General features: G+C 47.1%; 21 protein-coding genes and 1 tRNA gene. 18 read left to right on the top strand and 4 right to left on the bottom strand.

Annotated features, from left to right (window positions below):
- Positions 1-109: 109 nt before the first annotated feature.
- Positions 110-985: a DUF72 domain-containing protein gene (locus MHI06_RS23515; protein ID WP_340399273.1), complete on the bottom strand. Its 876-nt coding sequence runs from the start codon at positions 983-985 to the stop codon at positions 110-112.
- Between the two features lie 240 nt (positions 986-1,225).
- Here MHI06_RS23515 and MHI06_RS23510 point away from each other — a divergent pair, with 240 nt between their 5' ends.
- The 5 genes from MHI06_RS23510 to MHI06_RS23490 all read left to right on the top strand — a co-directional run bounded on the left by MHI06_RS23510 (position 1,226) and on the right by MHI06_RS23490 (position 5,319).
- The gene (locus MHI06_RS23510) at positions 1,226-1,969 is read left to right on the top strand and encodes a methyltransferase domain-containing protein (protein ID WP_340399272.1); all 744 of its coding nucleotides are present in this window, start codon (positions 1,226-1,228) and stop codon (positions 1,967-1,969) included.
- 27 nt (positions 1,970-1,996) lie between these two features.
- Entirely contained in the window at positions 1,997-2,980 is a 984-nt protein-coding gene (locus tag MHI06_RS23505; RefSeq protein WP_340399271.1) for an MBL fold metallo-hydrolase, read from the top strand.
- Between the two features lie 197 nt (positions 2,981-3,177).
- Positions 3,178-3,594: a hypothetical protein gene (locus MHI06_RS23500; protein ID WP_169480481.1), complete on the top strand. Its 417-nt coding sequence runs from the start codon at positions 3,178-3,180 to the stop codon at positions 3,592-3,594.
- Positions 3,591-4,634, top strand: coding sequence for an FAD:protein FMN transferase (locus tag MHI06_RS23495; RefSeq protein WP_340399270.1), 1,044 nt, complete (start codon positions 3,591-3,593; stop codon positions 4,632-4,634). The genes MHI06_RS23500 and MHI06_RS23495 overlap by 4 nt, the downstream gene beginning before the upstream one ends.
- Before the next feature lie 31 nt (positions 4,635-4,665).
- Complete coding sequence (locus tag MHI06_RS23490) at positions 4,666-5,319, top strand: ferric reductase-like transmembrane domain-containing protein (RefSeq protein WP_340399269.1); 654 nt, start codon at positions 4,666-4,668, stop codon at positions 5,317-5,319.
- 166 nt (positions 5,320-5,485) lie between these two features.
- On the opposite strand, the gene MHI06_RS23485 is transcribed toward MHI06_RS23490, so the two are convergent.
- A complete protein-coding gene (locus tag MHI06_RS23485) occupies positions 5,486-6,052 on the bottom strand; it encodes a phosphatidylglycerophosphatase A (protein WP_169480478.1) in 567 nt (188 codons plus the stop codon).
- 192 nt (positions 6,053-6,244) lie between these two features.
- On the opposite strand from MHI06_RS23485, the gene MHI06_RS23480 reads away from it, so the two are divergent.
- From MHI06_RS23480 to MHI06_RS23440, 9 genes are all read left to right on the top strand, one after another.
- The gene (locus MHI06_RS23480; protein ID WP_047841205.1) at positions 6,245-7,300 is read left to right on the top strand and encodes a GerMN domain-containing protein; all 1,056 of its coding nucleotides are present in this window, start codon (positions 6,245-6,247) and stop codon (positions 7,298-7,300) included.
- Positions 7,301-7,601: 301 nt separating this feature from the next.
- Positions 7,602-8,357, top strand: coding sequence for a ribonuclease PH (gene rph / locus MHI06_RS23475; protein ID WP_017692572.1), 756 nt, complete (start codon positions 7,602-7,604; stop codon positions 8,355-8,357).
- A gap of 1 nt (position 8,358) precedes the next feature.
- Positions 8,359-8,982 (top strand): XTP/dITP diphosphatase, encoded by a 624-nt coding sequence (locus MHI06_RS23470; RefSeq protein ID WP_017692573.1) that lies wholly within the window; start codon positions 8,359-8,361, stop codon positions 8,980-8,982.
- A 348-nt stretch (positions 8,983-9,330) separates the two neighbouring features.
- Positions 9,331-10,173 (top strand): STM4015 family protein, encoded by an 843-nt coding sequence (locus MHI06_RS23465; protein WP_340399268.1) that lies wholly within the window; start codon positions 9,331-9,333, stop codon positions 10,171-10,173.
- A gap of 3 nt (positions 10,174-10,176) precedes the next feature.
- Positions 10,177-11,442 (top strand): STM4014 family protein, encoded by a 1,266-nt coding sequence (locus MHI06_RS23460; RefSeq protein WP_340399267.1) that lies wholly within the window; start codon positions 10,177-10,179, stop codon positions 11,440-11,442.
- Positions 11,435-12,220: an STM4013/SEN3800 family hydrolase gene (locus tag MHI06_RS23455; protein ID WP_340399266.1), complete on the top strand. Its 786-nt coding sequence runs from the start codon at positions 11,435-11,437 to the stop codon at positions 12,218-12,220. Before MHI06_RS23460 ends, MHI06_RS23455 begins: the two co-directional genes overlap by 8 nt.
- A 16-nt stretch (positions 12,221-12,236) precedes the next feature.
- Positions 12,237-13,625, top strand: coding sequence for an STM4012 family radical SAM protein (locus MHI06_RS23450; RefSeq protein WP_340399265.1), 1,389 nt, complete (start codon positions 12,237-12,239; stop codon positions 13,623-13,625).
- Positions 13,622-14,485: an STM4011 family radical SAM protein gene (locus tag MHI06_RS23445; RefSeq protein WP_340399264.1), complete on the top strand. Its 864-nt coding sequence runs from the start codon at positions 13,622-13,624 to the stop codon at positions 14,483-14,485. The genes MHI06_RS23450 and MHI06_RS23445 overlap by 4 nt, the downstream gene beginning before the upstream one ends.
- Before the next feature lie 333 nt (positions 14,486-14,818).
- Positions 14,819-16,513 (top strand): methyl-accepting chemotaxis protein, encoded by a 1,695-nt coding sequence (locus MHI06_RS23440; protein WP_340399263.1) that lies wholly within the window; start codon positions 14,819-14,821, stop codon positions 16,511-16,513.
- A gap of 129 nt (positions 16,514-16,642) precedes the next feature.
- Here the strand turns inward: MHI06_RS23440 and asnB are convergent, their stop codons facing one another.
- Complete coding sequence (gene asnB / locus MHI06_RS23435; RefSeq protein ID WP_340399262.1) at positions 16,643-18,487, bottom strand: asparagine synthase (glutamine-hydrolyzing); 1,845 nt, start codon at positions 18,485-18,487, stop codon at positions 16,643-16,645.
- Positions 18,488-18,680: 193 nt separating this feature from the next.
- Between asnB and MHI06_RS23430 the strand changes: the two genes are divergently transcribed.
- Both MHI06_RS23430 and MHI06_RS23425 read left to right on the top strand, forming a co-directional pair.
- On the top strand, positions 18,681-18,980 hold the full coding sequence (locus tag MHI06_RS23430; RefSeq protein WP_340399261.1) for a hypothetical protein: 300 nt from the start codon (positions 18,681-18,683) through the stop codon (positions 18,978-18,980).
- Positions 18,981-19,011: 31 nt separating this feature from the next.
- Complete coding sequence (locus MHI06_RS23425) at positions 19,012-19,368, top strand: hypothetical protein (protein WP_062837823.1); 357 nt, start codon at positions 19,012-19,014, stop codon at positions 19,366-19,368.
- A gap of 170 nt (positions 19,369-19,538) precedes the next feature.
- Here MHI06_RS23425 and MHI06_RS23420 read toward each other — a convergent pair whose 3' ends face one another.
- Complete coding sequence (locus tag MHI06_RS23420; RefSeq protein WP_017692583.1) at positions 19,539-19,832, bottom strand: DUF4870 domain-containing protein; 294 nt, start codon at positions 19,830-19,832, stop codon at positions 19,539-19,541.
- A gap of 292 nt (positions 19,833-20,124) precedes the next feature.
- Here MHI06_RS23420 and MHI06_RS23415 point away from each other — a divergent pair.
- Both MHI06_RS23415 and MHI06_RS23410 read left to right on the top strand, forming a co-directional pair.
- A tRNA-Arg gene (locus tag MHI06_RS23415) sits at positions 20,125-20,198 on the top strand.
- A gap of 320 nt (positions 20,199-20,518) precedes the next feature.
- On the top strand, positions 20,519-21,361 hold the full coding sequence (locus MHI06_RS23410) for a PRD domain-containing protein (protein ID WP_340402176.1): 843 nt from the start codon (positions 20,519-20,521) through the stop codon (positions 21,359-21,361).
- The last annotated feature ends 157 nt before the right edge of the window (positions 21,362-21,518 follow it).

The raw sequence follows: 21,518 nt of genomic DNA, 5'->3' as shown, positions 1-21,518 counted from the left end.
TCAGGCTTGCCGCTTTTAGTGTGATTTCAATCCCGAATCTGATCAGCATAATAGCAATAACACACTTATCTTCACCCAATAATATGAATAACTGCGTCATGAACACGGATCAAAATAATTCCAGCTGCTCCGGTCCTTCTTCCTGTTCTGGTTCAGTACGGTCAGGAAAGGGCTTCACTGGCTGGTCCAGCAGATCCATCATCATCTGTGCATTGGCTGCTGCATCGCCACCGGAGTTGTTGTTAAAAATAACATAGACATCCTTGCTCTGCTCCTGCAATTGCTCCAGATATTCTTTCCACTCCAACAACTCTTCCTTGTTGTAACGGTATAAATAACGGGTCTCGCGCCAATTGGGCGCACCATTCTGATGCCACCCGGACACATTACGTCCGTGCATGCGAACCAGTGTCATCTCGGAATCCGTCGCCTGTGGCACGATGGGGATAGAACCTGGACCTGCCTGAGGTTCGTCACAGACGCTGTGAATCCAGCCTTGCTCTTTCAGGAACGAAAGCGTCCGCTCGCGCATGTCACCTTCATACCAGCTACGATGACGGAATTCCAGGGCACACGGAATGCCCTCCATTCTCAGTTTCACTTCACGAAGCTCTTTCACGTTGTCTTTATTGCACTCAAACCAAGGCGGATATTGAAACAAGGCTGCCTGCATCTTGCCGGCTTCAATGACCGGTTCCAGTGATTCCCGAAAAGCCTTATACATCTCCGACGTGCTGGTGAAGTATGGTTTGCCTCGCAGATGTCCGGTCATTCCCTGATAGGCTTTGATGATAAAAGCAAAGGATTCGGGCGTCTCGGCAGCCCACCGTGCCATTCGATCCCGCGGCTGAACGGCGTAGAAAGAACTATCCACCTCCACGGTGGAGAAGTATTTCCCGTATAGACCGAGCTTGTCTTTAGCTTTGGTGCGGATGGGATAGAGATCTTCCTGATCCCCCCATCCGGTAAGTCCGATGTGAATCATAAGAACACCTCCTGTTGCTTTTTGGACAACCTCTTATAGTTAAACGATTCGCAGGGTATGCGTATGTTTAACATTATATCGTGTGCATTTTGGCTCTTCAATGTAGATGATGTACTGGAATTTTTTGAGTTTGCAGGATAAAGACGTTACAATAAATTAAAGCTTAGGGGAAATGATCAGGCCTGAACAACAGTGTATGACGGACAGTGGGGCCAGTGACCATGTGGAGGGCGAGAATGGATGACGGAATGGTATGAAAAGAGTTTCGGAGAAGATTATCTTCTCGTATACAAGCACCGGGATGTGCAAGGTGCCTATCAGGAAGTACATAAAATGATCAATTGGTTGAAGCTTAAGCCCAATGCTGAAGTATTGGATCTCTGCTGCGGTATGGGACGGCACTCACTGGCACTTGCTGATGCAGGGTTACGAGTGACCGGAGTCGATCTGTCCGATGTGCTTTTGCGTGAAGCCCGCCTAATGGATGACGAACACCGAGTATCGTGGTGTCACGCGGACATGCGTGAACTGCCGCTGAAAGGTGGCTTCGACGCCGTAGTTAATCTGTTCACATCGTTTGGTTATTTCCTGGAGGACGGAGAACAACTGAAAGTATTACGTGCCATTCATCGCATGCTTCGCCCGGGTGGCAGCTATATTATTGATTTTATGAACACTGCACATGTGACGCGTCATCTGGTGCCGCACTCGGTTCGAGAGGATGAAGGGCAACGGATTGAGGAGCTCCGCAAGATTGAGGATGGATTTGTGCAAAAGGAAATTCGCATTACGGATACTACATCCGGAGATGAACCACGGGTATATCAGGAGCGTGTGAAGTTGTACACACGGGATCAACTGAGTCAGATGTTAAGTGAAGCCGGACTGCGGGTAGATCAGGTCCATGGCGGCTACGATGAAGAGAAATATGACGAGCAGGCTTCTCCACGCATGATTTTTGTAGGTCATCGTCCTGTGGAGTGAACAGAGAGCGTGTGGAAGGGGAGTACGATGAAGCGAACAGAAGAGATGTCCATGACAGAGGGCATACACCGGGTCAAGATTACCATGTCTTTTCCCCTGCGATGGGTCAACAGTTATGTGTTGTCTGAACCGGATGGAACGATCACCATTATAGATCCGGGACCGCGTAATACGGAAACGGAACTGGAGTGGCACGAAGCGCTGGCAGATCTCGGTCTGACCTTTGACAATATCCATCAAATTGTGTTGACTCATCATCACCCGGATCATCTGGGGTTGTCGGGTTGGATGCAACAGATGACGGGGGCACCCGTTCGAATGTCCACACGTTCCCGCCAAGAGGCCGATTATATGTGGGGACCTGATTCACGCATTAATACAGTATTACCTGATTATTATGGTCGTCATGGAATGCCGGAAGACAAGACCGAGCAGATGCATGAACATATGAAGGCATTTACTTCACAGATCACACCACTTCCGAAGGTGACACCCATTGAAGACGGTGAGTGGCTCGATATGGGCGGGAAACGTTGGGTTGCTGTGGAGACGGGTGGACATGCCCCAGGCCATTTATCTTTTTATGCTCCGGAGTCGATGGAGATCCTGTGCGGAGATGCCGTATTGCCACAGATTTCACCAAATATCAGTCTTCAACCAGGCAGTGACCCTCAGCCACTATTGTCTTATATGGAGGGATTGCATCGTCTCAGGGCTCTGAATGTCAAGCAGGCGTATCCAGGACATCGGAATCCCTTTGCACAGTTCAGCGAACGTACAGTTCATCTGCTCGCTCATCACGAGGAACGCCTTCAGAAGATGACGGAGCGAATTCAGGAGTCACCGGCGAATGCGTATGACATCTGTGTGCACATGTTTGGCAATCGACTCGGGACCCATCAACTGCGATTTGCCATGAGTGAGACGTTGGCCCATCTGCAGGAGTTAATTCGACGCGAAGTAGTGAAGCAAAAACAACGACCGGATGGCACGTTCTATTTTCGATTCTAACGGAATGATGATATGGATATGAAATCATAATTCGATCCTATATAGAGGCTCGGGACAGGAAATTCACCTGTTCTGGGCCTTTTTAGCCTCTCTTAACGGTTCATTCATCTATTTTTAAGCCAGCGCGCCTATGATACATCTATGAACTTCGCTAGGGCGAGATTTGAGACACACCCTAAAGAAAGCAGGGAAGAGCGATGACCAGAAGAAAACGGAATCAATGGAGAAAATGGCAAGCTTCAGCGGCAGCAACGTTGACCGTGGCTGCACTCTTTCAATATGTAAGAACCTCGGATGCCTTTGATGTGGCTTATGCAGCAGCGAATGGCACAGATACAAGCATTACCGCTTCAAGCCAGGTAGATACGCGTGATGATGTGATGGATGAATGGATCAGTAGTACAACGGACAGCCACAACTGGAATACGCAGGACAATGCCAATAATGATAGCCAATATAATGGAACAACCGATAGCACACAATCCGCTGGAGCGGATCAAAGCATGAGTGACAAGGGAAGTTATTCAGATTCTCAGCGTTATGGACAAAATAACCAGGGTACAGACTCCGGGTACAGCAGTGGCAACTATCAGTCACGTACAGGTGCATCATGAGCCGCACGGAGCAAGTCGCTCGTCCGCTCCGGTTTCAATTCCGTGCGATGAACACGGATGTTGAAGTGCAACTGTCCGCTGGGAGGGAAGAAGCTGAACATGCAGCAACCTTGGTGAAGAATTGGTTTGAGACGCAGGAGCAGCGCTTCAGCCGATTTGTGGCAGACAGTGAACTGAATCGTCTGAATGGTTCAATCGGATGGATGCCCATCTCCGCTGCGATGGATGAAGTTTTGAGTTTGGCCTATGGATATATTGGACTGACTGAAGGGATTTTTCAACCGGGTATCTCGCAGGCTCTTCAGGCTTCGGGATATGATCTAAGCTTCGAGAAGGTACAACAACGACAGCCTCAACTTCCGTTTCTTGAACGTATTTTGCAAACGAAAACACCTGAATGCTCAGGAATGATGGAAGATCGATATGACCACAGTCGTCCGAGCTGGATTCAGCGGGAAGGTAGTCGGATGGTTCATCTGGACCCCGGAGCTGAGCTGGACCTGGGAGGCATCGTTAAGGGCTGGGCAGTGGAGCGCATCGCAGACTGGTTACAGCGAACATTGCATATTCCGGCGGGGTTGATTAACGCAGGTGGAGATATTCAAGTATGGGGTACACCAGACCATCCGCAGTGGACCTTGCAAGTAGCTGATCCTTTGCAGGATCAGGGGAATGTGTCAGGTGCGGTCCGTTTACAGCGAGGAGCTGTTGCCACTTCAGGTATTTCCCGCAGACAATGGCAGAATACGGATGGTAGCCTTGCACATCACCTCATTGACCCCCGTACGATGGAACCGGCGGATACGGATGTGCTACAGTGTACCGTTCTCGGTCAGCATGCGTCACAATGCGAGATTATTGCCAAGACGGTCTGCATTTTGGGGAGCGCCGAAGCGGTGGGCTGGTTAAACCGACATTATGATCGGCATGACGTCCTGTGGATGACACGGGATGGGAGTACTTACTTTAGAGGGAATACGGATACGCTCGCTGAGCACTGGCCCGGTTTTGATCCGGATCATCGCTTCAGTCTGATATAGGACAAGTCTAACAGATATGGGGGAGCCGGTTATGGCACAATGGATTGTAGATTACCTGCCGACGTGGAATATCATTCGAATTAGTGGAATTGCTGCTTATGTGCTGCTCTTTGCCGGTGTGTTCCTGGGTATTGCTCAAGGGATGCCTATGGCCAAAGGTAAACCGAAAGCAGCCATGTTCAAATGGCATACACGAACGACCTGGCTCGCCTTCGGACTTGGACTCGTGCATGCGTTAACGTTATATATTGATCACTACAGCCCGTTTACCTGGGGAGAACTTCTGATTCCTTTTACCGCGTCTGTGCATCCGATCGGCAGTGGTCTGGGAACGTTAGCCTTCTACGGATTAGTGATCGTCCTGTTATCCAGTGACCTGCGGAACAAGCTGGGCCGTAAATGGTGGTTCATGTTCCACATGCTGTCCTATCCGGTGTTCATTAGTCTGCTGGTTCATGGCATGGTTACCGGGACGGATTCTGGCAATATCATCATGCGGATGATGTATGTATTTACCGGACTCAGCATCCTAGGTATCACGGTGCTGCGTGGCATGTTGCGAGAGCGCAAAGGCCCGGAAATCACGATTGGACCGAAATGGACACCATCTGAGCCAGTTGCTGAGCAGAAGCGGATTGAAGGTTTTGGTTTGATCGGTACGGTACGACCTAAGCATCTGAAATAATAACATGTGGATCATGCAATACGTATCGTACACATGCAAAAGAAGCGGCCATCAGGCCGCTTTTTCCATGAACAGGTATTTTATTGAAACAGAACAGTTCATTCACCAAGCATCCACACACATGTCCAATGTTCCACATGGCTTCAGATATGAAACAAGTTACGCGTTATACAGCGTCATCGCTGACAGGTTTTTCTCCCAGCGCTTCTTCAAGCTCGGATTGTTTGCGATGGGCGATGCGGCTGCTCGCTGCCGATGCAATCGCTCCGACAATATCATCGAAGAACGTGTGGACAGGCCCCAGGCTCTTGTCGTTTAGTCGTTCAAGCACCCCTGGTTTCAGCTTGTCCACATAACCATAATTCGTGAATCCAATGCTGCCATAAACATTAACAATGGAGAATGCCAAAATCTCATCCACGCCATATAGGCCTTCATCGTTCTCAATCATTTCCTGCAAAGGAGATATGAGCTGACCTTGTTCTGCCAGGATATCAAGCTGAATACCGGTCAGGACAGCGTTCTGTACCTCACGTTTACGGAGAACCATCTCCACATTTTCGATACATTCTTCTATCGTAAGACCTGGATAATATTTTTGCTGCAATAACATAACCAGTTCTGCGATCTCAGGGATCGTGACGCCCCGCTTATGCAGCCATTCCCTTGTTGCTTCCGCGACCTTGCGGCTATTCAGGCTATAAGGGATTTTTTCTTGCTCAGGATGTTCCATGGGCGATTCCTCCTCTGAAGTTAGCAATGTCCCTACTCTTGCTTCCTAATACGTATGAACCTGTTTTACGTTTCTTTAAGATAATAGAATTTATAAGTTTTCAGCGAAGCGATTATCTTTTAGTTATTTTTTGGACAAAGGCTCGTATACATGGTAGTACAAACTGTAAAAATGATGAGGGGGAACGTGATCATGAGAAAGATCCATTCTTTGCGTACGGTATCGGCAGCAGCGCTGCTGAGTATTCCTATGGTATTGTCAGGCTGCGGCATGTTTGGAGCACAGTCTTCCGAAGCTGTTGATCCACCACCGCCCATCCAGGAAGCAGCTATGATTCAAGCGGCCGAAGGGAATGGAGCACTCGCAATGCTCCCGTTAACGACGGTATATCTGCAAGACCAGCAGGGGCTGCTCGCTCCGGTATCCCTGACACTTCCTTCTGGAACAGACGCAAGCAGTCCAAAGACAGCTCTGGACACACTTGTCACAGGCGGGGCCTATGCGGGTATGCTGCCTGAAGGATTCCAGGGCGTTCTCCCGCAGGGAACGGTTGTGCAGAATGTAACGATTCACGCGGATGACAAGCTGGCGGTCGTGGAGTTCTCGGGTAATTTTGCCAAGTATGATGCAAAGGAAGAACGGAAAATGCTAGAAGCTGTCACGTGGACATTGACGGGAACGCCTGATGTGGAGAATGTGCAGATCTGGGTGGATGGCAAAAAGTTAACACAAATGCCTGTGAACAGCACGCCGTTGCCTGAACCGCTGAATCGGGCTGTGGGAATCAATCTGGATCTGGGTGATACGTTTGTGACCAACAGCAGTCCGGTAACGGTCTATTTCTCCGCTGCTTCGCCAGCGGGCATCCAATATTATGTTCCAGTGACACGTCTGGTTACACCTGGTGAAGATCGGGTGCAGGCAGCATTGAACGAACTGATCAAAGGACCTGACAAAGGTGGAGAACTGGAAGAGGTTATGACAGGCGGAACGGAGCTGCAATCGGTCAAAACGGCAGAGGATGGCACGGTCACGGTTGCCCTGAAAGATGATATGTTTGCCGAAGGGGATATCGTGCCAAGCGAGCTGTTACAGTCTGTCGTATTAACCACTGCGGAGAACACAGCCAGCAAGGATGCCAAAGTACAGATCGAATGGAATGGCCAAAAAACGGTCATGGGTGACGACAACAGGGATTACAGTGCGCCGGTTTCCAAGCCTGAATATATCAACGAAATTCCGATTTAATGAGCAAGGAATGCTTAAGGATGCTTTTAAGCGAACTCTTTGGTAAAATATAAGGGATTAGTAAAAATACGTGTTCAAAAAGATCGGTTTTCAGTACCGAGAAGATGGGATGAAGCTAGAAATGGAGTAGCGGAGCGTAGGCAAACTACGTGAGCAACGGACATTTCGGCTGAATTCCATATTCGATGCTGATGATGCCTTAAGGCATTTTTCGTAATCAAAAGCGAGCTTTTTGAACAATCTCTAAAAGTGTGAATAAGTTCAACATTACAGGATGCTTAAGTCGTAGGAGGCAGAAAAAATGAGATCAAACGGACGAACCAGCGAACAGCTGCGCCCGCTGAATTTAACAGTGAACACGAATAAATACGCCGAGGGCTCTGTACTGATTGAAGTTGGAGATACAAAGGTGATCTGTACAGCTACAGTAGAGGAACGTGTACCTCCCTTTATGAAAGGGCAGGGTAAAGGCTGGGTAACAGCGGAATATTCCATGTTGCCACGTGCAACACATACCCGGAACCAACGTGAAGCCAATCGTGGCAAATTAACTGGACGCACCATGGAGATCCAGCGTCTGATTGGTCGGGCATTACGCTCGGTAGTTAATCTGCAGGCTCTTGGTGAGCGTACCATTACCTTGGACTGTGATGTTATTCAAGCAGACGGAGGCACACGCACAACGTCCATTACGGGTGCGTTTGTAGCACTGGCGCTTGCCGTGAACAAAATTTCCCAACAACACAAACTGCAAGTGTTCCCGATTACGGATTTCATTGCAGCGGTAAGTGTGGGTGTTGTGGGAGAACAGCCTGTTCTGGATCTGAACTATGATGAAGATTCCAAAGCCAAGGTAGACATGAACCTGGTGATGACAGGTGGCGGTAAATACGTCGAGCTTCAGGGAACAGGTGAGGAAGCACCATTTGATCGCCGTGAGCTGAACGCCATGCTGGAACTTGGCGAGCAGGGAATTTTGGAGATGATCGAGCGTCAAAAAGAAGTGCTCGGACCGATTGCGCTTAAGATCGGCGCGCGTGGATTAGGGGAAGCGTAAGATGAGTTTGGACAGCCCAATCCTCATTGTCGCAACCCGCAATGCGGGTAAAGTCCGTGAATTCGCTCATGCTTTCGCACCGCTTGGCAAAGAGGTCAAGAGCATGTTTGACTATCCGGAGCTGCCGGATGTGGTGGAAGATGGCGTAACGTTTGCGGAGAATGCCTGGAAGAAAGCCAAAGCGGTTGGTGATGCGCTTGGTTTGCCCGTTCTGGCAGACGATTCAGGACTTTGCGTAGATCTGTTGGACGGTGAGCCAGGAGTATATTCAGCGAGATATGCAGGCGAAGGAGCAACGGATGCACAGAATAATGCGAAGTTGCTGGAGACGCTGGAATCGTTGAAATCCGGTGAGGACACCGAGCAACCGCTACTGAGTCCAGCTCGTTTCGTCTGTGCGCTGGTCCTGTACGATCCGACAACAGGTGATAAGTATGAATCGGAAGGCACTGCGGAAGGCTGGATCACGGCTCAAGCTGCAGGTGCTGGCGGTTTTGGATATGACCCACTCTTCTATGTACCTGAATACGAGATGACGATGGCGGAGCTGACGCTCGAGCAAAAGCAGGCGATTAGCCACCGTGGTCATGCGCTGAGAGCGCTTGTATCCAGACTTGAAGGCTGAGACTAAACGAAACATTTTGATTTAACTTCATGATATGTGAACATCAAAGCGTTAATGGAAGGACAGAAGCATTCCGATGGGATGGTTCATCCGCCATTAACGCTTTTTGTGTGAAATGAAGTGTTTGATCGGGTTTGGTGAGGTCCATCCATATACCTAATTGAAAATAGCTATTTCTGCGACCACTTATCAGAACATATGTTCTTGTACCTATATGAGAAATGGTTTACATTGCACGATTGGGAATCTCATTGGGACTGGAGTTGGAAGAAGTTGCAAGCCTTGTGTGGTATGGGTTAACATTCAAATTAACGAATCATATATGAACCTAAACGGAGGGATCTACTCATGCAAGAAGTGAAGCTTGTTGTATCCTACGATGAATATGAGGACGGCATTCGTATGGAAAAATTAATTAAGGAACTGGCAGCTAAACCGGAGGCCAGCTCACTGGAAAGTCTGGTCATCGGAGATTGGGGACAGGCTTATGAAAATTCACCTGACGAGTTCATAGGTACGCTAGTCGAGTCAGCTCCAAGCTTTCCTTCATTGAAGAAACTGTTCATCGGGGATATGGGATACGAAGAGTGTGAAGTATCGTGGATTATTCAGACGAATCTTACCCCGCTGTTGGGTGCTTTTCCAGAATTAAAATCCTTCTCGGTAATGGGCAGTAGCGGTCTTAGTCTAGAACCGCTCCAGCATGCCAAGCTGGAAGAATTGATTATTATATGTGGCGGTCTCCCGAAAGAAGTGTTATCTTCAATCACCCATGCCGAGTTGCCTGAATTGCGTAAACTGGAACTTTACTTGGGTGTGGATAATTATGGTTTCAATGGATCACTTGAAGATGTACTCCCTTTGCTAGAAAAAGGATTATTTCCAAAGCTGGTTTACTTGGGTCTGAAAGACAGTGAAATTCAGGATGAGATTGCCAAAGCAGCAGCTGATGCACCTATTCTGGATCAACTTGAAATACTGGATCTATCGCAAGGGACGTTGTCCGATGAAGGGGCTGAGGCGTTGCTTACCAGTGACAAGATCAAGAAACTGAAACATCTTGATCTAAGTTACCATTACATGACCAATGAAATGATCCATCGCTGGAACCAATCGGGTATATCTGTAGATGTTAGCGACCAGCAACAGAGTGATGAGGATGACTGGCGCTACCCGTCGTTAACAGAATAGACAATGTCAGACGTAAAGGAAATGAAGGAAAGCCTGCATCAACTAGTAGATGTACCTGATCTAACGCAAGATCAGCCCTTATTATTGATTGGAAATCCTAATAACCGACGAACCCAAGGGATGCAAGAGGCCAGGCATAGATTGGGTTTGAAACCTGCGGTTGTACTTCCATATGCAGAATTGCTCCAGAACTGGAGACACGGCGGAACGATCGCTGATACAGTTGATTCCAATATGCCTGTACCCTTGATTCGAATTGATGCTCCTGGTGAGGATTGGGAAGTGGAACGTGAGCTACTGTTCCTTGGAGCTATGAACGATACGCCAACATTAACGGATGGAATGGGTGCAGAAGCATTCTCCGCAGAACAGACACTTGCATTGAAACAGGAGTGGGGAAGAATCTACGCTCCTGCTCAGTGGTTTCGTGGCTGGAAAGCATGTTTGGATCGAATCGGCCATGAAGCTCGGGAAATGTGGCCTGGAGTCCGATTTATGAATGATCCCAGTGACATCCAATTGATGTTTGATAAAAGACAGTGTCAGCAGCATTTATCCTCACATGGGGTTCGAATCCCTCCAGTGTTAACCTCTTCACAGCCGATTCGAAGTTACACCGATCTGCGTACAGTTATGAAGTATGCCGGTATGAACCGAGTGTTTGTAAAGCTCGCAAGTGGCTCAGGAGCCTCAGGCGTTGTCGCGTATCAAGTTAATCCCCGAACAGGTGATGAAATCGCTGTAACGACGATGGGGATGGAACAGACACAGGGCAAGACGATTTTTTTCAATGAAGGACGTCTACGCAAGTATACCTGGAGTGAAGAGATTGCTACGCTGATGAACTGGTTATGTGCAGAAGGTGCACAGATTGAACGCTGGATGCCCAAAGCCACGCTTGATCAACGGGCCTACGATATTCGCCAACTGGTTGCGGGTGGACAGGCGGGTCATGCGATTATGCGGCTGAGTCGTACGTCGATCACCAATCTGCATTTGCGCAATGAGCGTATGCTACCTGCTGAAGCAGGGCTGGATGAACAGCGGATGTCGCTAGTTCGAACGGCAGCGCAAGCAGCCATGTCTGCATTTCCCAACTCGTGGTCAGCCGGGATTGATGTGATGCTTACTAGTGGTTCGAATCCGCGTGCCTATGTGCTGGATGTGAATCCATTTGGAGACCTGTTATACAGGGTTGAGCACCATGGCCTCGGAACCTATGAGTGGGAAATGGAACTTTTACGAAAGGAGCCTATTCAACATGCCTGATATGAACACCATCGTGGGCTCCCATGATCTGTTAATGATTACGCTGGATACGTTACGTTATGACGTAGCCAAGCTGGAAGAGGAGAACTGTCCTAATCTGTGTGGTTCGGGTCCGTGGGAGAAGCGTCATACCCCGGGCAGTTTTACATACGCGGCGCACCATGCTTTCTTTGGTGGTTTTATGCCGACCCCTGCCAACACAGATAAGGCATCTCATGTAAGGCTGTTTCATTCCCGGAATACCGGACTCAAGACACATCCGCACACCTGGCTATTCGATACACCGGATATCGTATCCGGGTTCGCAGCTGAAGGTTACCGTACAATCTGTATTGGCGGTGTCATTTTTTTTACGAAAAAAAACCCGCTTGCGAAAGTATTGCCCGGCTATTTCCAACAGAGCTACTGGCGAATGAACTTTGGTGTAACCAACCCCAAATCGACAGAACATCAGGTACAGCATGCATTAAAGCTACTTGAACAGACGGCGCCGGATGAAAAGATATTTATGTTTTTGAACGTGTCTGCCATTCATGGTCCGAATCGTTACTTTGTAGAAGGAGCCAAGGAAGACTCGGTGGAGACTCAACGGGCTGCACTTCGATATGTAGACGAGGCTCTTGGGCCATTGTTCGAGGCGATGCGAAAACGCGCCCGGCCTGCGTATTGCCTGGCTTTTTCCGATCATGGTACAGCTTACGGTGAAGACGGGTATCAAGGACACCGGCTCGCACATGATGTCGTCTGGACGGTACCTTATCGTGATTTTTTAATATAGAGACAGGAGGAAACCGATGGATAAACAATCACAACATACAACAACAGGCCATTCCACACCGTCTGGATCCAACATAACTACAGGTCTCAGTGAAGTACTTGCCTTCCCGTATCGTTCTTACTTATATTCATACCCGCACAAGACCGCATATCGGGAGCTTGACCCACCGCTGCCACTGGGGGCACTCTGGGAAAAAGAGAATACGGATACGTATTTTTTATATATGCACATTCCCTTTTGCGCTGCCCGTTGCGGATTCTGTAATCTGTTCACACTGCCGGATCGTCGGGATGATACCCATGAACGCTATGTGGATGCGCTGGAACGTCAGGCGAAGCAGTGGGCACCTATTACATCTCGAAGACCGTATTCGCGGTTCGCGATTGGTGGGGGAACGCCTACATTATTGAATGAGGTCCAGTTGAACCGTCTGTTTGATATTGCTGAACATGTGATGGGACTGGACCCCTCGCAAGCATCAATCTCAGTGGAGACGTCGCCAGATACGGTTACGGAAGCCAAGCTGTCCATTATGAAGGAACGAAGTGTAGATCGTGTCAGTATGGGTATTCAGAGTTTTATTGAAGCTGAAGCATCCGCCATCTATCGTCCGCAAAAACCGCAGGAGGTCGAACGAGCGCTTGAGAAGCTTACTCGTTATGATTTCCCATTGTTGAATCTGGATCTGATCTATGGTTTGCCTGGACAAACGGTTGAATCGTGGATCTATTCACTGGAAAGAGTGTTGGCCTATGAGCCGGGCGAAATCTTTATCTACCCCTTGTATACACGGGAAAATACGATCGTGAAGCCTGATGATATTCGCCGTCAGGGACCGGACATTCGGATGGAGCTGTATAAAGCAGCACGTGAGACTTTGAAAAGTAAAGGTTATGTGCAATATTCGATGCGCAGATTTGCCAAGGAACAGTCATCCTCCAAAGTGCTTCTGCCATACAGCTGTCAGGAGGAAGGCATGGTTGGTCTGGGATGCGGCGCACGCTCTTATACGAGTGAAGTACACTATGCTTCCAAGTACGGCGTGAGTTATAAGGCCACACAGAGCATCATAGCCGATTATGTGGCGACTGAGCGCTACGATGTGGCGGATTATGGTATCGTGTTAAGCCGTGAGGAACAGAGAAGGCGCTTTATTTTGAAAGCCTTGCTGCATCGGGAGGGATTGGCGTTGTCTGACTACCACCAGCGATTCGGTACCGATGTGATGTCCGACTATGTCTGGTTGGCTGAACTGTTGACAGAAGGTATGGCGCAGCTGGAGATCAATGAGAGTAATCAGGTACTGCGTCTGACAGAAGAAGGACTGGGTTACTCCGATGCGATTGGAGATTGGCTTATATCTGCCGAAATTCGTGAACAGATGGAAGGGTTTGTTTTCTCATGAGAGCGACTTTGTATTATCGGGGGAAGTTGTCTTCCTGTAACTACGACTGTCCATACTGCCCGTTTAGCAAGACAGTGGATTCCAAAGAGACGTTGGAAGTGGATGAAATACAATTGCGTCAATTTGTGAATTGGGTGAGGGAACAGGAAGTTGAGGGGCACCAATTTTCGATTTTCTTCAATCCCTATGGTGAAGCTTTGGTGCGTCGGTGGTACCGAGAAGCGATGGTTGAGTTGTCACATATGCCACATGTGGATAAAGTTGCGATTCAAACGAACCTGTCCGTCAAGCTGGATTGGGCAAGGGAGCTGAATGCGAATAAAGCAGCCTTTTGGGCGACGTATCATCCTCGTGAGACGAAAGAAGCTTCTTTTGTAAAACAATGTCTAACGTTGCGTCAGATGGGGCTTGCTTTCAGTGTCGGTACTGTCGGACTCCGCAGTGCATTCCCCGCAATTGAGTCCATGAGACAGGCTTTACCGGATGATGTATACATGTGGGTTAATGCCTTCAAAGATCGGCCCAAGTATTACACGCCGGAAGAGATTCAGTTTTTACGCGGGATTGATCCACTTTTTGAAGGCAATCTGCAGGATTATGAGAGCTTGGGCAAACGTTGTGCTGCCGGTTCGGAAGTATTTTATGTGCAAGGGTCGGGGCATGTGAAGCGGTGTTACAAGGATCGCCGAATTATTGGGCATCTGTATCGCGATGGTCTGCAAGCTTTGGCCGCGGATCGACCTTGTCGCATGAAAAAGTGTGGTTGTTACATCGGTTATATTCATATGGAAGATTCCCCGTTCAGAGAAACGTTTGGCAGTGGGTTGCTTGAACGGAATCCTGTATTGATCAACCGTTAGATGTAACGGATAGACTATTTTTAAATGGATAAAGACTTTACACCAGCAGATGTTTCTGGGTAAGGTCTTTTTTTGTTTGGGTATAAAGATTCAAAAAACATGATTTTGGATATAGAAAATGTAGTATATTGTCGATTTTATATAAAAAATCGTTAAATATAGTATTGGTAGATACTAAAGACCTATTTTCGGGTGTGTGAATGTGCTAACATATTTTAATTAGTTTCAAATTTAACCATTTCTATATTCCGCAAAAGGAGGGAAGATCTTCGAAGAGTCTTACTACATAAATCATAGAATGCAAGTCATTTTAAGCACACGGGGGAAACGAGAATGAAGAGAATTTCCATTAGTCGTAAATTACTGTTAGGTTTTTTGTCGGTACTTATTTTATTGGTAGCTGTGGTTGTGATCTCGTACACGCAATTTCGTTCAGTGGAAAGAACGTATACAGATTTAATCAAAGACCGTACAGCTAAACTACTTGTTATTAAAAATATGGTTATTGATGTGAAATCCTTGCAGGTGGAGTTGCGAAATTTCGTGGTGGAAGACAATGATAAAAGTGCGCAGGATTTTCAGGCTTTTTATGAGGATTATCAAAAAATAAGCGATGGATTACGAGCGGAAGTTACAACCGAAGTAATGATTGATCTTCTGGATCGTTCAAGCGAGATTTCAGAAGAATATTATGCCTATGCTCAAAATGTGATGGACTTAAAAAGACAAGGAAGAAGCAATGAGATTACAAGGTTAATACTCGAAACAGGTCCAGAAATTGTGTCCAGGTTTGAGCAGAGTATCAGTGCCTTGGAGCAGCATCAGCAAAGTTCGTTGGATACCGGAATCGTCAATGCAAATAAACTTATTCATAACGTGCTCCTATATATCGTGATGATCGGGATAGCATCCATTGTTCTGGGAACAGTAATCGCACTGTTCATGGGTAGAATCATCTCCAAACCCGTTGCATATGTAGCCAAAGTTGCTAGGCAGATTGCAGATGGAGATCTGACAGGTGAGGCCATTGTGATTCGTAACCGAGATGAGATCGGGGATCTGGCTCAATCCTTTAACGATATGATGGTTAACTTGCGTCAACTAATCCATCAGGTGGGGAACAATGCGGATCGCGTTGCGGCTTCTTCCGAGGAATTAACGGCAAGTACAGAGCAGACCGCCTCGGCGACTGAACAGGTCGCTGTTACGATGGAAGAGATTGCGACCGGTATGGATACACAGGTGAGAATGGTTGGGGACGGATTCCATACGATTAATGAATTGTCCACGGGTTTTCAACAAATGACGGAGAACACGCAGAACATGTCGGATGAAGCGACCAATGCATCAGCCAAAACCGTGTCTGGTAACGAGGCAGTTCAGTCCGCTGTTGGACAGATGAATTCTATTCATCAGACCGTTCAGACCCTTGCGGCGGTTATTGAAGAACTGGGCAATCACTCTCAGGAGATTGGACTCATGGTGGAGAGTATATCTGAAATATCGGCCCAAACAAATTTGCTGTCTCTGAATGCAGCCATTGAAGCTGCAAGAGCAGGCGAGCATGGTCGTGGATTCGAGGTAGTTGCTACCGAGGTACGTAAGCTGTCTGACCAATCGGCTAAATCAGCTGAACAGATCAGTACACTTGTTGCTGCCATTAACAAAGGCATGAGTGATGCAATGCAATCCATGGGAGAAGTAACCGCGGAGGTTCAAGAGGGTATAGAGCTTGTTCATAGAGCAGGCGGTACTTTCGAAGAAATTCGTGAAGCTGTTAGCAATGTAGCTGGTCAGACTCAGGAGGTATCTGCATCCATTGAACAAATGGCAGCGGGTGTGGAGCAGATCAATGTGTCCATGAAGACAATCATGGAAGTAACAGAGAATGCGGCTGCTGGAACAGAGGAAGTCAGTGCAACATCAGAAGAACAACTGTCTGCGATGCAGGAGATTGCTTCAGCTGCCAATGATCTCTCGTCTATGGCAGAAGAGTTACAGCAGTCACTGAGTCAATTTAAAGTGTGATGATGGATGGTTCCAGTGTGAAATTCAGCATACATGAATGTGTATAACAAGAGGGTGTCAGGAGAACAGCGATTATGCTGTTCTCTTGACACCCTTTTTTTTTGATGAATGAGAGATCAGAAGGTCATTCTAACGAATAGCGACTTTATATGTCTTCAACCAGGAATTGATCTGAGTCAGATATGCAAATAGCTGGGGACCCGACATCAACTGTCCGAACCAGGGAAGATTGGAAGCGGCATCCGGTGAAGACGCAAGATTACGGATCTGGGCTTTGTCGATTAATGGCAAGATAGGCGATGTGGGATCATCCAGGATATCAAGTACCTGTTGTTTGACCGCGGCCAGGTATTGTGGATTATGTGTTTTCGGGTAAGGACTCTTTTTGCGATATAACACATCGTCAGGCAGGACACCTTCGAGTGCCTTACGCAGAATGCCTTTTTCCCGCCCGCCCGTTATTTTCATTTCCCAAGGGACGTTAAATACATATTGGATCAGACGATGGTCACAGTAAGGTACCCGTACTTCCAATCCCGCCCCCATACTCATCCGGTCTTTGCGATCCAAAAGTGTAGGCATGAAACGTGTAATGTTCAGGTAGGACATCACCCGCATTTGTGCAGCTTTGCCCGTTTCCCCATCCAGAAGAGGCACTTCAGCCACTGCATCCGAATAACGGTCTGCCAGATAGTCGAGTGGTCGAATCCATTCCCGAATGTCCGGGGATAACAGCGCTGCTCGCATATCAGGCGCTACAGACCACGGAAACGTACCGGAGTTCAGCATATCTTCGCGATGGAACCAAGGGTAACCGCCGAACACTTCATCCGCCGCTTCACCTGAAATGGCAACGGTGGCCCCTTTTTTGATTTCTTTACAGAACAGATAGAGCGAGGAGTCCACATCCGCCATACCTGGCAGATCCCTTACAAGCATGGCCTGTGTCAACGCATGAACCAGTTCTCCGTTCTCGATTTCTATCCAGTGATGGTCCGTCTTGAGTTCATCCACCATTCGCTTAATCCACGGCCCATCTGCACCCGGCTGAAAGGAATGCGTCTGAAAATGCTTGGCGTTATCCACATAATCGACAGAATACGTACTGACTTGGCCTTGCCCCGTCCGATTGTAATAATCTACGGCTAATGCAGACAAAGCACTGGAGTCCAGTCCTCCTGATAAAAGAGAACATACAGGAACATCCGATGCCAACTGGCGCTCCAGTGTATCTTGCAAGAGTGTGCGTACCTCGGCTGCTGTCTCTTCCAGGTTATGTTCGTGTTGCTGGCTTTCCAGTTTCCAATAGGCATAGGTTCGAATCCCGTTTCGGTTGTAGATGAGCGCGTGCGCAGGCTTGAGTTCGTTCAGTGAAGAGTATACGCCGTGTCCTGGTGTCCGTGCAGGCCCTACGATAAAGACTTCAGCCAATCCTTCCGGGCCAACAGCGGCTTCCACATCCGGGTGAATGAGCAGAGCTTTGGGTTCTGAGCCAAATACCAGTGTGTCTTTGGCATTGCTGTAGAACAGAGGTTTCACGCCAAGGCGATCGCGTGCGATAAAAACTTGTTCGCGACCCCCATCCCATATGGCAAAAGCGAAAATACCGTTAAACCGGTCCACGCATGCCGGTCCCCATTCGATATAAGAGGCGAGCAACACTTCCGTATCACATTGCGTACGGAACTGATGCCCCCGCTGGAGCAATTCCTTTTTCAACTCGGGTGCATTGTATAGTTCTCCGTTATACACGACGGTATAGGAGGTATCTCCCTGTAACGCATGCATGGGCTGTGCCCCGTTCTCGGGGTCCATTACACTAAGACGCCGATGTCCAAAGGCACAAGGATTGGAGATCCATGTACCTGAAGCGTCGGGCCCCCGGTTCGACAAGCTGTCCGTCATACGGACCAGCAGCTCTGATTCCTGGGTCAGATCCCGATTCCACTGTATGAAGCCGGTAATACCGCACATGGTTTGTTCATCCTTTCTTGGTCGAGTCATTCATCCGTATGGCTGCTGAATTACTGACAGCCAGCAAATGTTGTCTTTTTCGTCAGAAGTCGTAACAAATATATGCCGAAAGCAGGCATAAAATGTCTGTCCTCTTCGGAAACTAGTTCTAGGGACAACGGCCTCAACATGCCTGTGAAGGAGAGAACATGCAATGGACAGTATTAATTATTATGTGTCTGTCATGGGCCGCTCCGTTATTCCGGATCCATCTGTAACATCGTATGAATGGATCATTCAGGCAACGCCACAGGAAGCGGAGCAATTGCTGGGACTGCTTAATCTCATGCAGGAAAAGGAGGAAGAGGCCTTTCCTGGCATGGTATTTCCTTGGCCAGATACACCGGAGGAGTCCGTAAACCGGGCGTATGAAACGGTATTACAACAGGTGTATCGGGAGATTTACCGATTGGGCACACCAGAGACACGATACCAGATTGAACAAAGTACATGATAAGCACATAGGAAAAGGAGCGCGATGACGAATGTATGCCATTCAAGATGCCAAAATACGCAGATTAACCGAGGTAGATGGATTGTCCTGTGCAGAGGTTGAAGTGCAGCCCGGAAATGCCGGAGACCCGTCATTACTTGTATACGTAGCCTCAACACAGCCCGGAAATTCGCTGGAAGTCGTTCGAATTGTACGCAATCACTCCGATTCGGCGATTGACTGGTATAACAATAATATGCATACCGCATTTGAAGAGGCGACAGAAACCGCATTTGAGAACAGCGAAGGCATTACTGCCGAAGAAGATAAGGCTCGGTTTCAGAGTGAGCTGTTTGCCTTTGGTTTGCTGGGTCCAACACTTCAGCGGTACCTGGTTGGACAGGCTTAACAGGGCCCTCCAGCATCACATGTCACATGTGATGATTGCGAGACAGAAGCTCAACGTTGAACTGTATGTACACAGTGATCTGTTGCTGTAACTGCATGTGTAACTGTAAAACCCCGCCGTTATTGAACGGCGGGGTTTGTCATGCGAGGTCAGATCAGGTTGAGATGTAATTAAGCATACTCGCGTAACACTTGAATGCCTTTGACCACGTTATATACAAAGCTTAATCCGTAGATCACAAAGAATAGAATGACAAACCCGACGGCAGAACCCAGGCTATGCGCAGTCACGAAGAAATAAAATAGCGGAATGGCAGCGAGAAAGGGAAATACATGTGAGAATAAGGCGCGTTTCGCGTGTCCCTCAATGTAATCATCCTTGGCAACAATCCATATAATGATCGGAAACAGGAACGGGGCAAAGAAAATACTAAAATAGGATAGGGCTGATAAAAGTTGTCTCATGACGATTCTCTCCTTCAATGGAACATTGAAATGTATGTATGCAAAAGATTACCCAGCAATTCTGACATTGAACATGTCTTATGTTAATCCTGCTCTAATTGTTCCAATCTCCTCAATATAGCCTGGTTCAAGCTATCATATTCCTGAAGGTAATGGAGTATGAGGATAATACCGAAAAGTACATTTTTGAACCCGCATTGAAGTGTAATTATTAATTTTTTTATAAAACTATTGAAAAATCTAGAAAACAGAGTATAATAAGAACCGCGCCGAAAATTTATTATACATATTTGTCTCAGTAGCTCAGCTGGATAGAGCAACGCCCTTCTAAGGCGTCGGTCGGGGGTTCGAATCCCTCCTGGGACGTAAAAAAAAGAAAACTTCCTTTGGGAAGTTTTCTTTTTGCGTTCAGAGGAAGAGAACCGCCAATGGTTCGTCGGAGTACAACAAGTATATAAAAGGAAAAAGAATCATGTTTAAAAGATTCAAAGCCTGATCGGATCGAAAAAAAATATGTTGAAATCGCTTTAATTTATGCTAGAATAGCAGTAATAAAGGATTGTGACCGGTCACGCGGGCAATGCCTAAAATAATTAGAATATCATTATGCTTAAATGCATGGTGCTATTTTAACTATTTTAGGCATTTTTTGTTGAAACTAACATGAAGGTGGTGCATAAGCAATGATGATTATTGAGAAAATTCTCAACAACAATGTTCTTCTGACCAAAAATCTTAAAAATACAGAAATGATTGTAATGGGAAGAGGGATTGCCTTTAATAAATTGGCAGGAGACACTGTCGATGAGGATAGAATAGATAAAATTTTTATGCTGAATGAAAATGAGTTCATCGCCAAATTAACTGAACTGTTAAACGATATACCGGTCTCGCATCTGGAAGTGGTTAATGAAATCATTATTCACGCCAACGAGGTACTTGGTACTGTACTAACGGACAATATTTATATCACCTTAACAGATCATATCCATTTCGCCATTCAGCGGTATGAAAAGGGAATTGAACTGAAGAATGCTATGTTGTTTGAGATCAAGCGGTTTTATAAAAAGGAATTCGAGATTGGACTGGATGCTCTGAAACTCATTCAAAACTCACTTGGTATTTCATTAGGCGAAGATGAGGCTGGATTTATTGCACTTCATATCGTGAATGCAAGTATAGATAGTGATGAGATGAAATACACGTTAAAAATGACGGATATGGTCCAGAATATTTTAAATATTGTTACGTACCATTACCGCATTGTACTTGACGAGTCCTCAGTTAATTATTCAAGATTCGTTAGGCATCTACAACATTTTGCGATGCGTGTACTCCGAAAAGAAGTCATTCAAAGTGGGGAAGAATTTTTATTTAATCAAGTGAGAATGACGTATGCCAAAGCGTTTGAGTGTACGCTGATTATTAATGATTACTTGGAAAATACGTATCAGCAATCGCTGAGCAAAGACGAGTATGTATATTTAACAATTCACATTCATCGTGTGACGGAGAGAAGCAACTTTTGATTAATAGAATACAAACCTCCATCTGGGGTTAGGGTGTAACTGGTAGTGCAGGCAAAACCTAAACTGATGGTGAAACGGGTGTGTTTTTTCATGCTCTTTTCACCACGAGTTTAGGTTTTTCTTGTCTGTAGGGGGAAGGCCGCGTACGGGCTCATTC

It is taken from the genome of Paenibacillus sp. FSL H8-0079 (assembly GCF_037991315.1).
Classification (GTDB): domain Bacteria; phylum Bacillota; class Bacilli; order Paenibacillales; family Paenibacillaceae; genus Paenibacillus.
The sequence above is the reverse complement of the archived record's forward strand: the minus strand, read 5'-3'. Positions and strand labels throughout refer to the sequence as shown.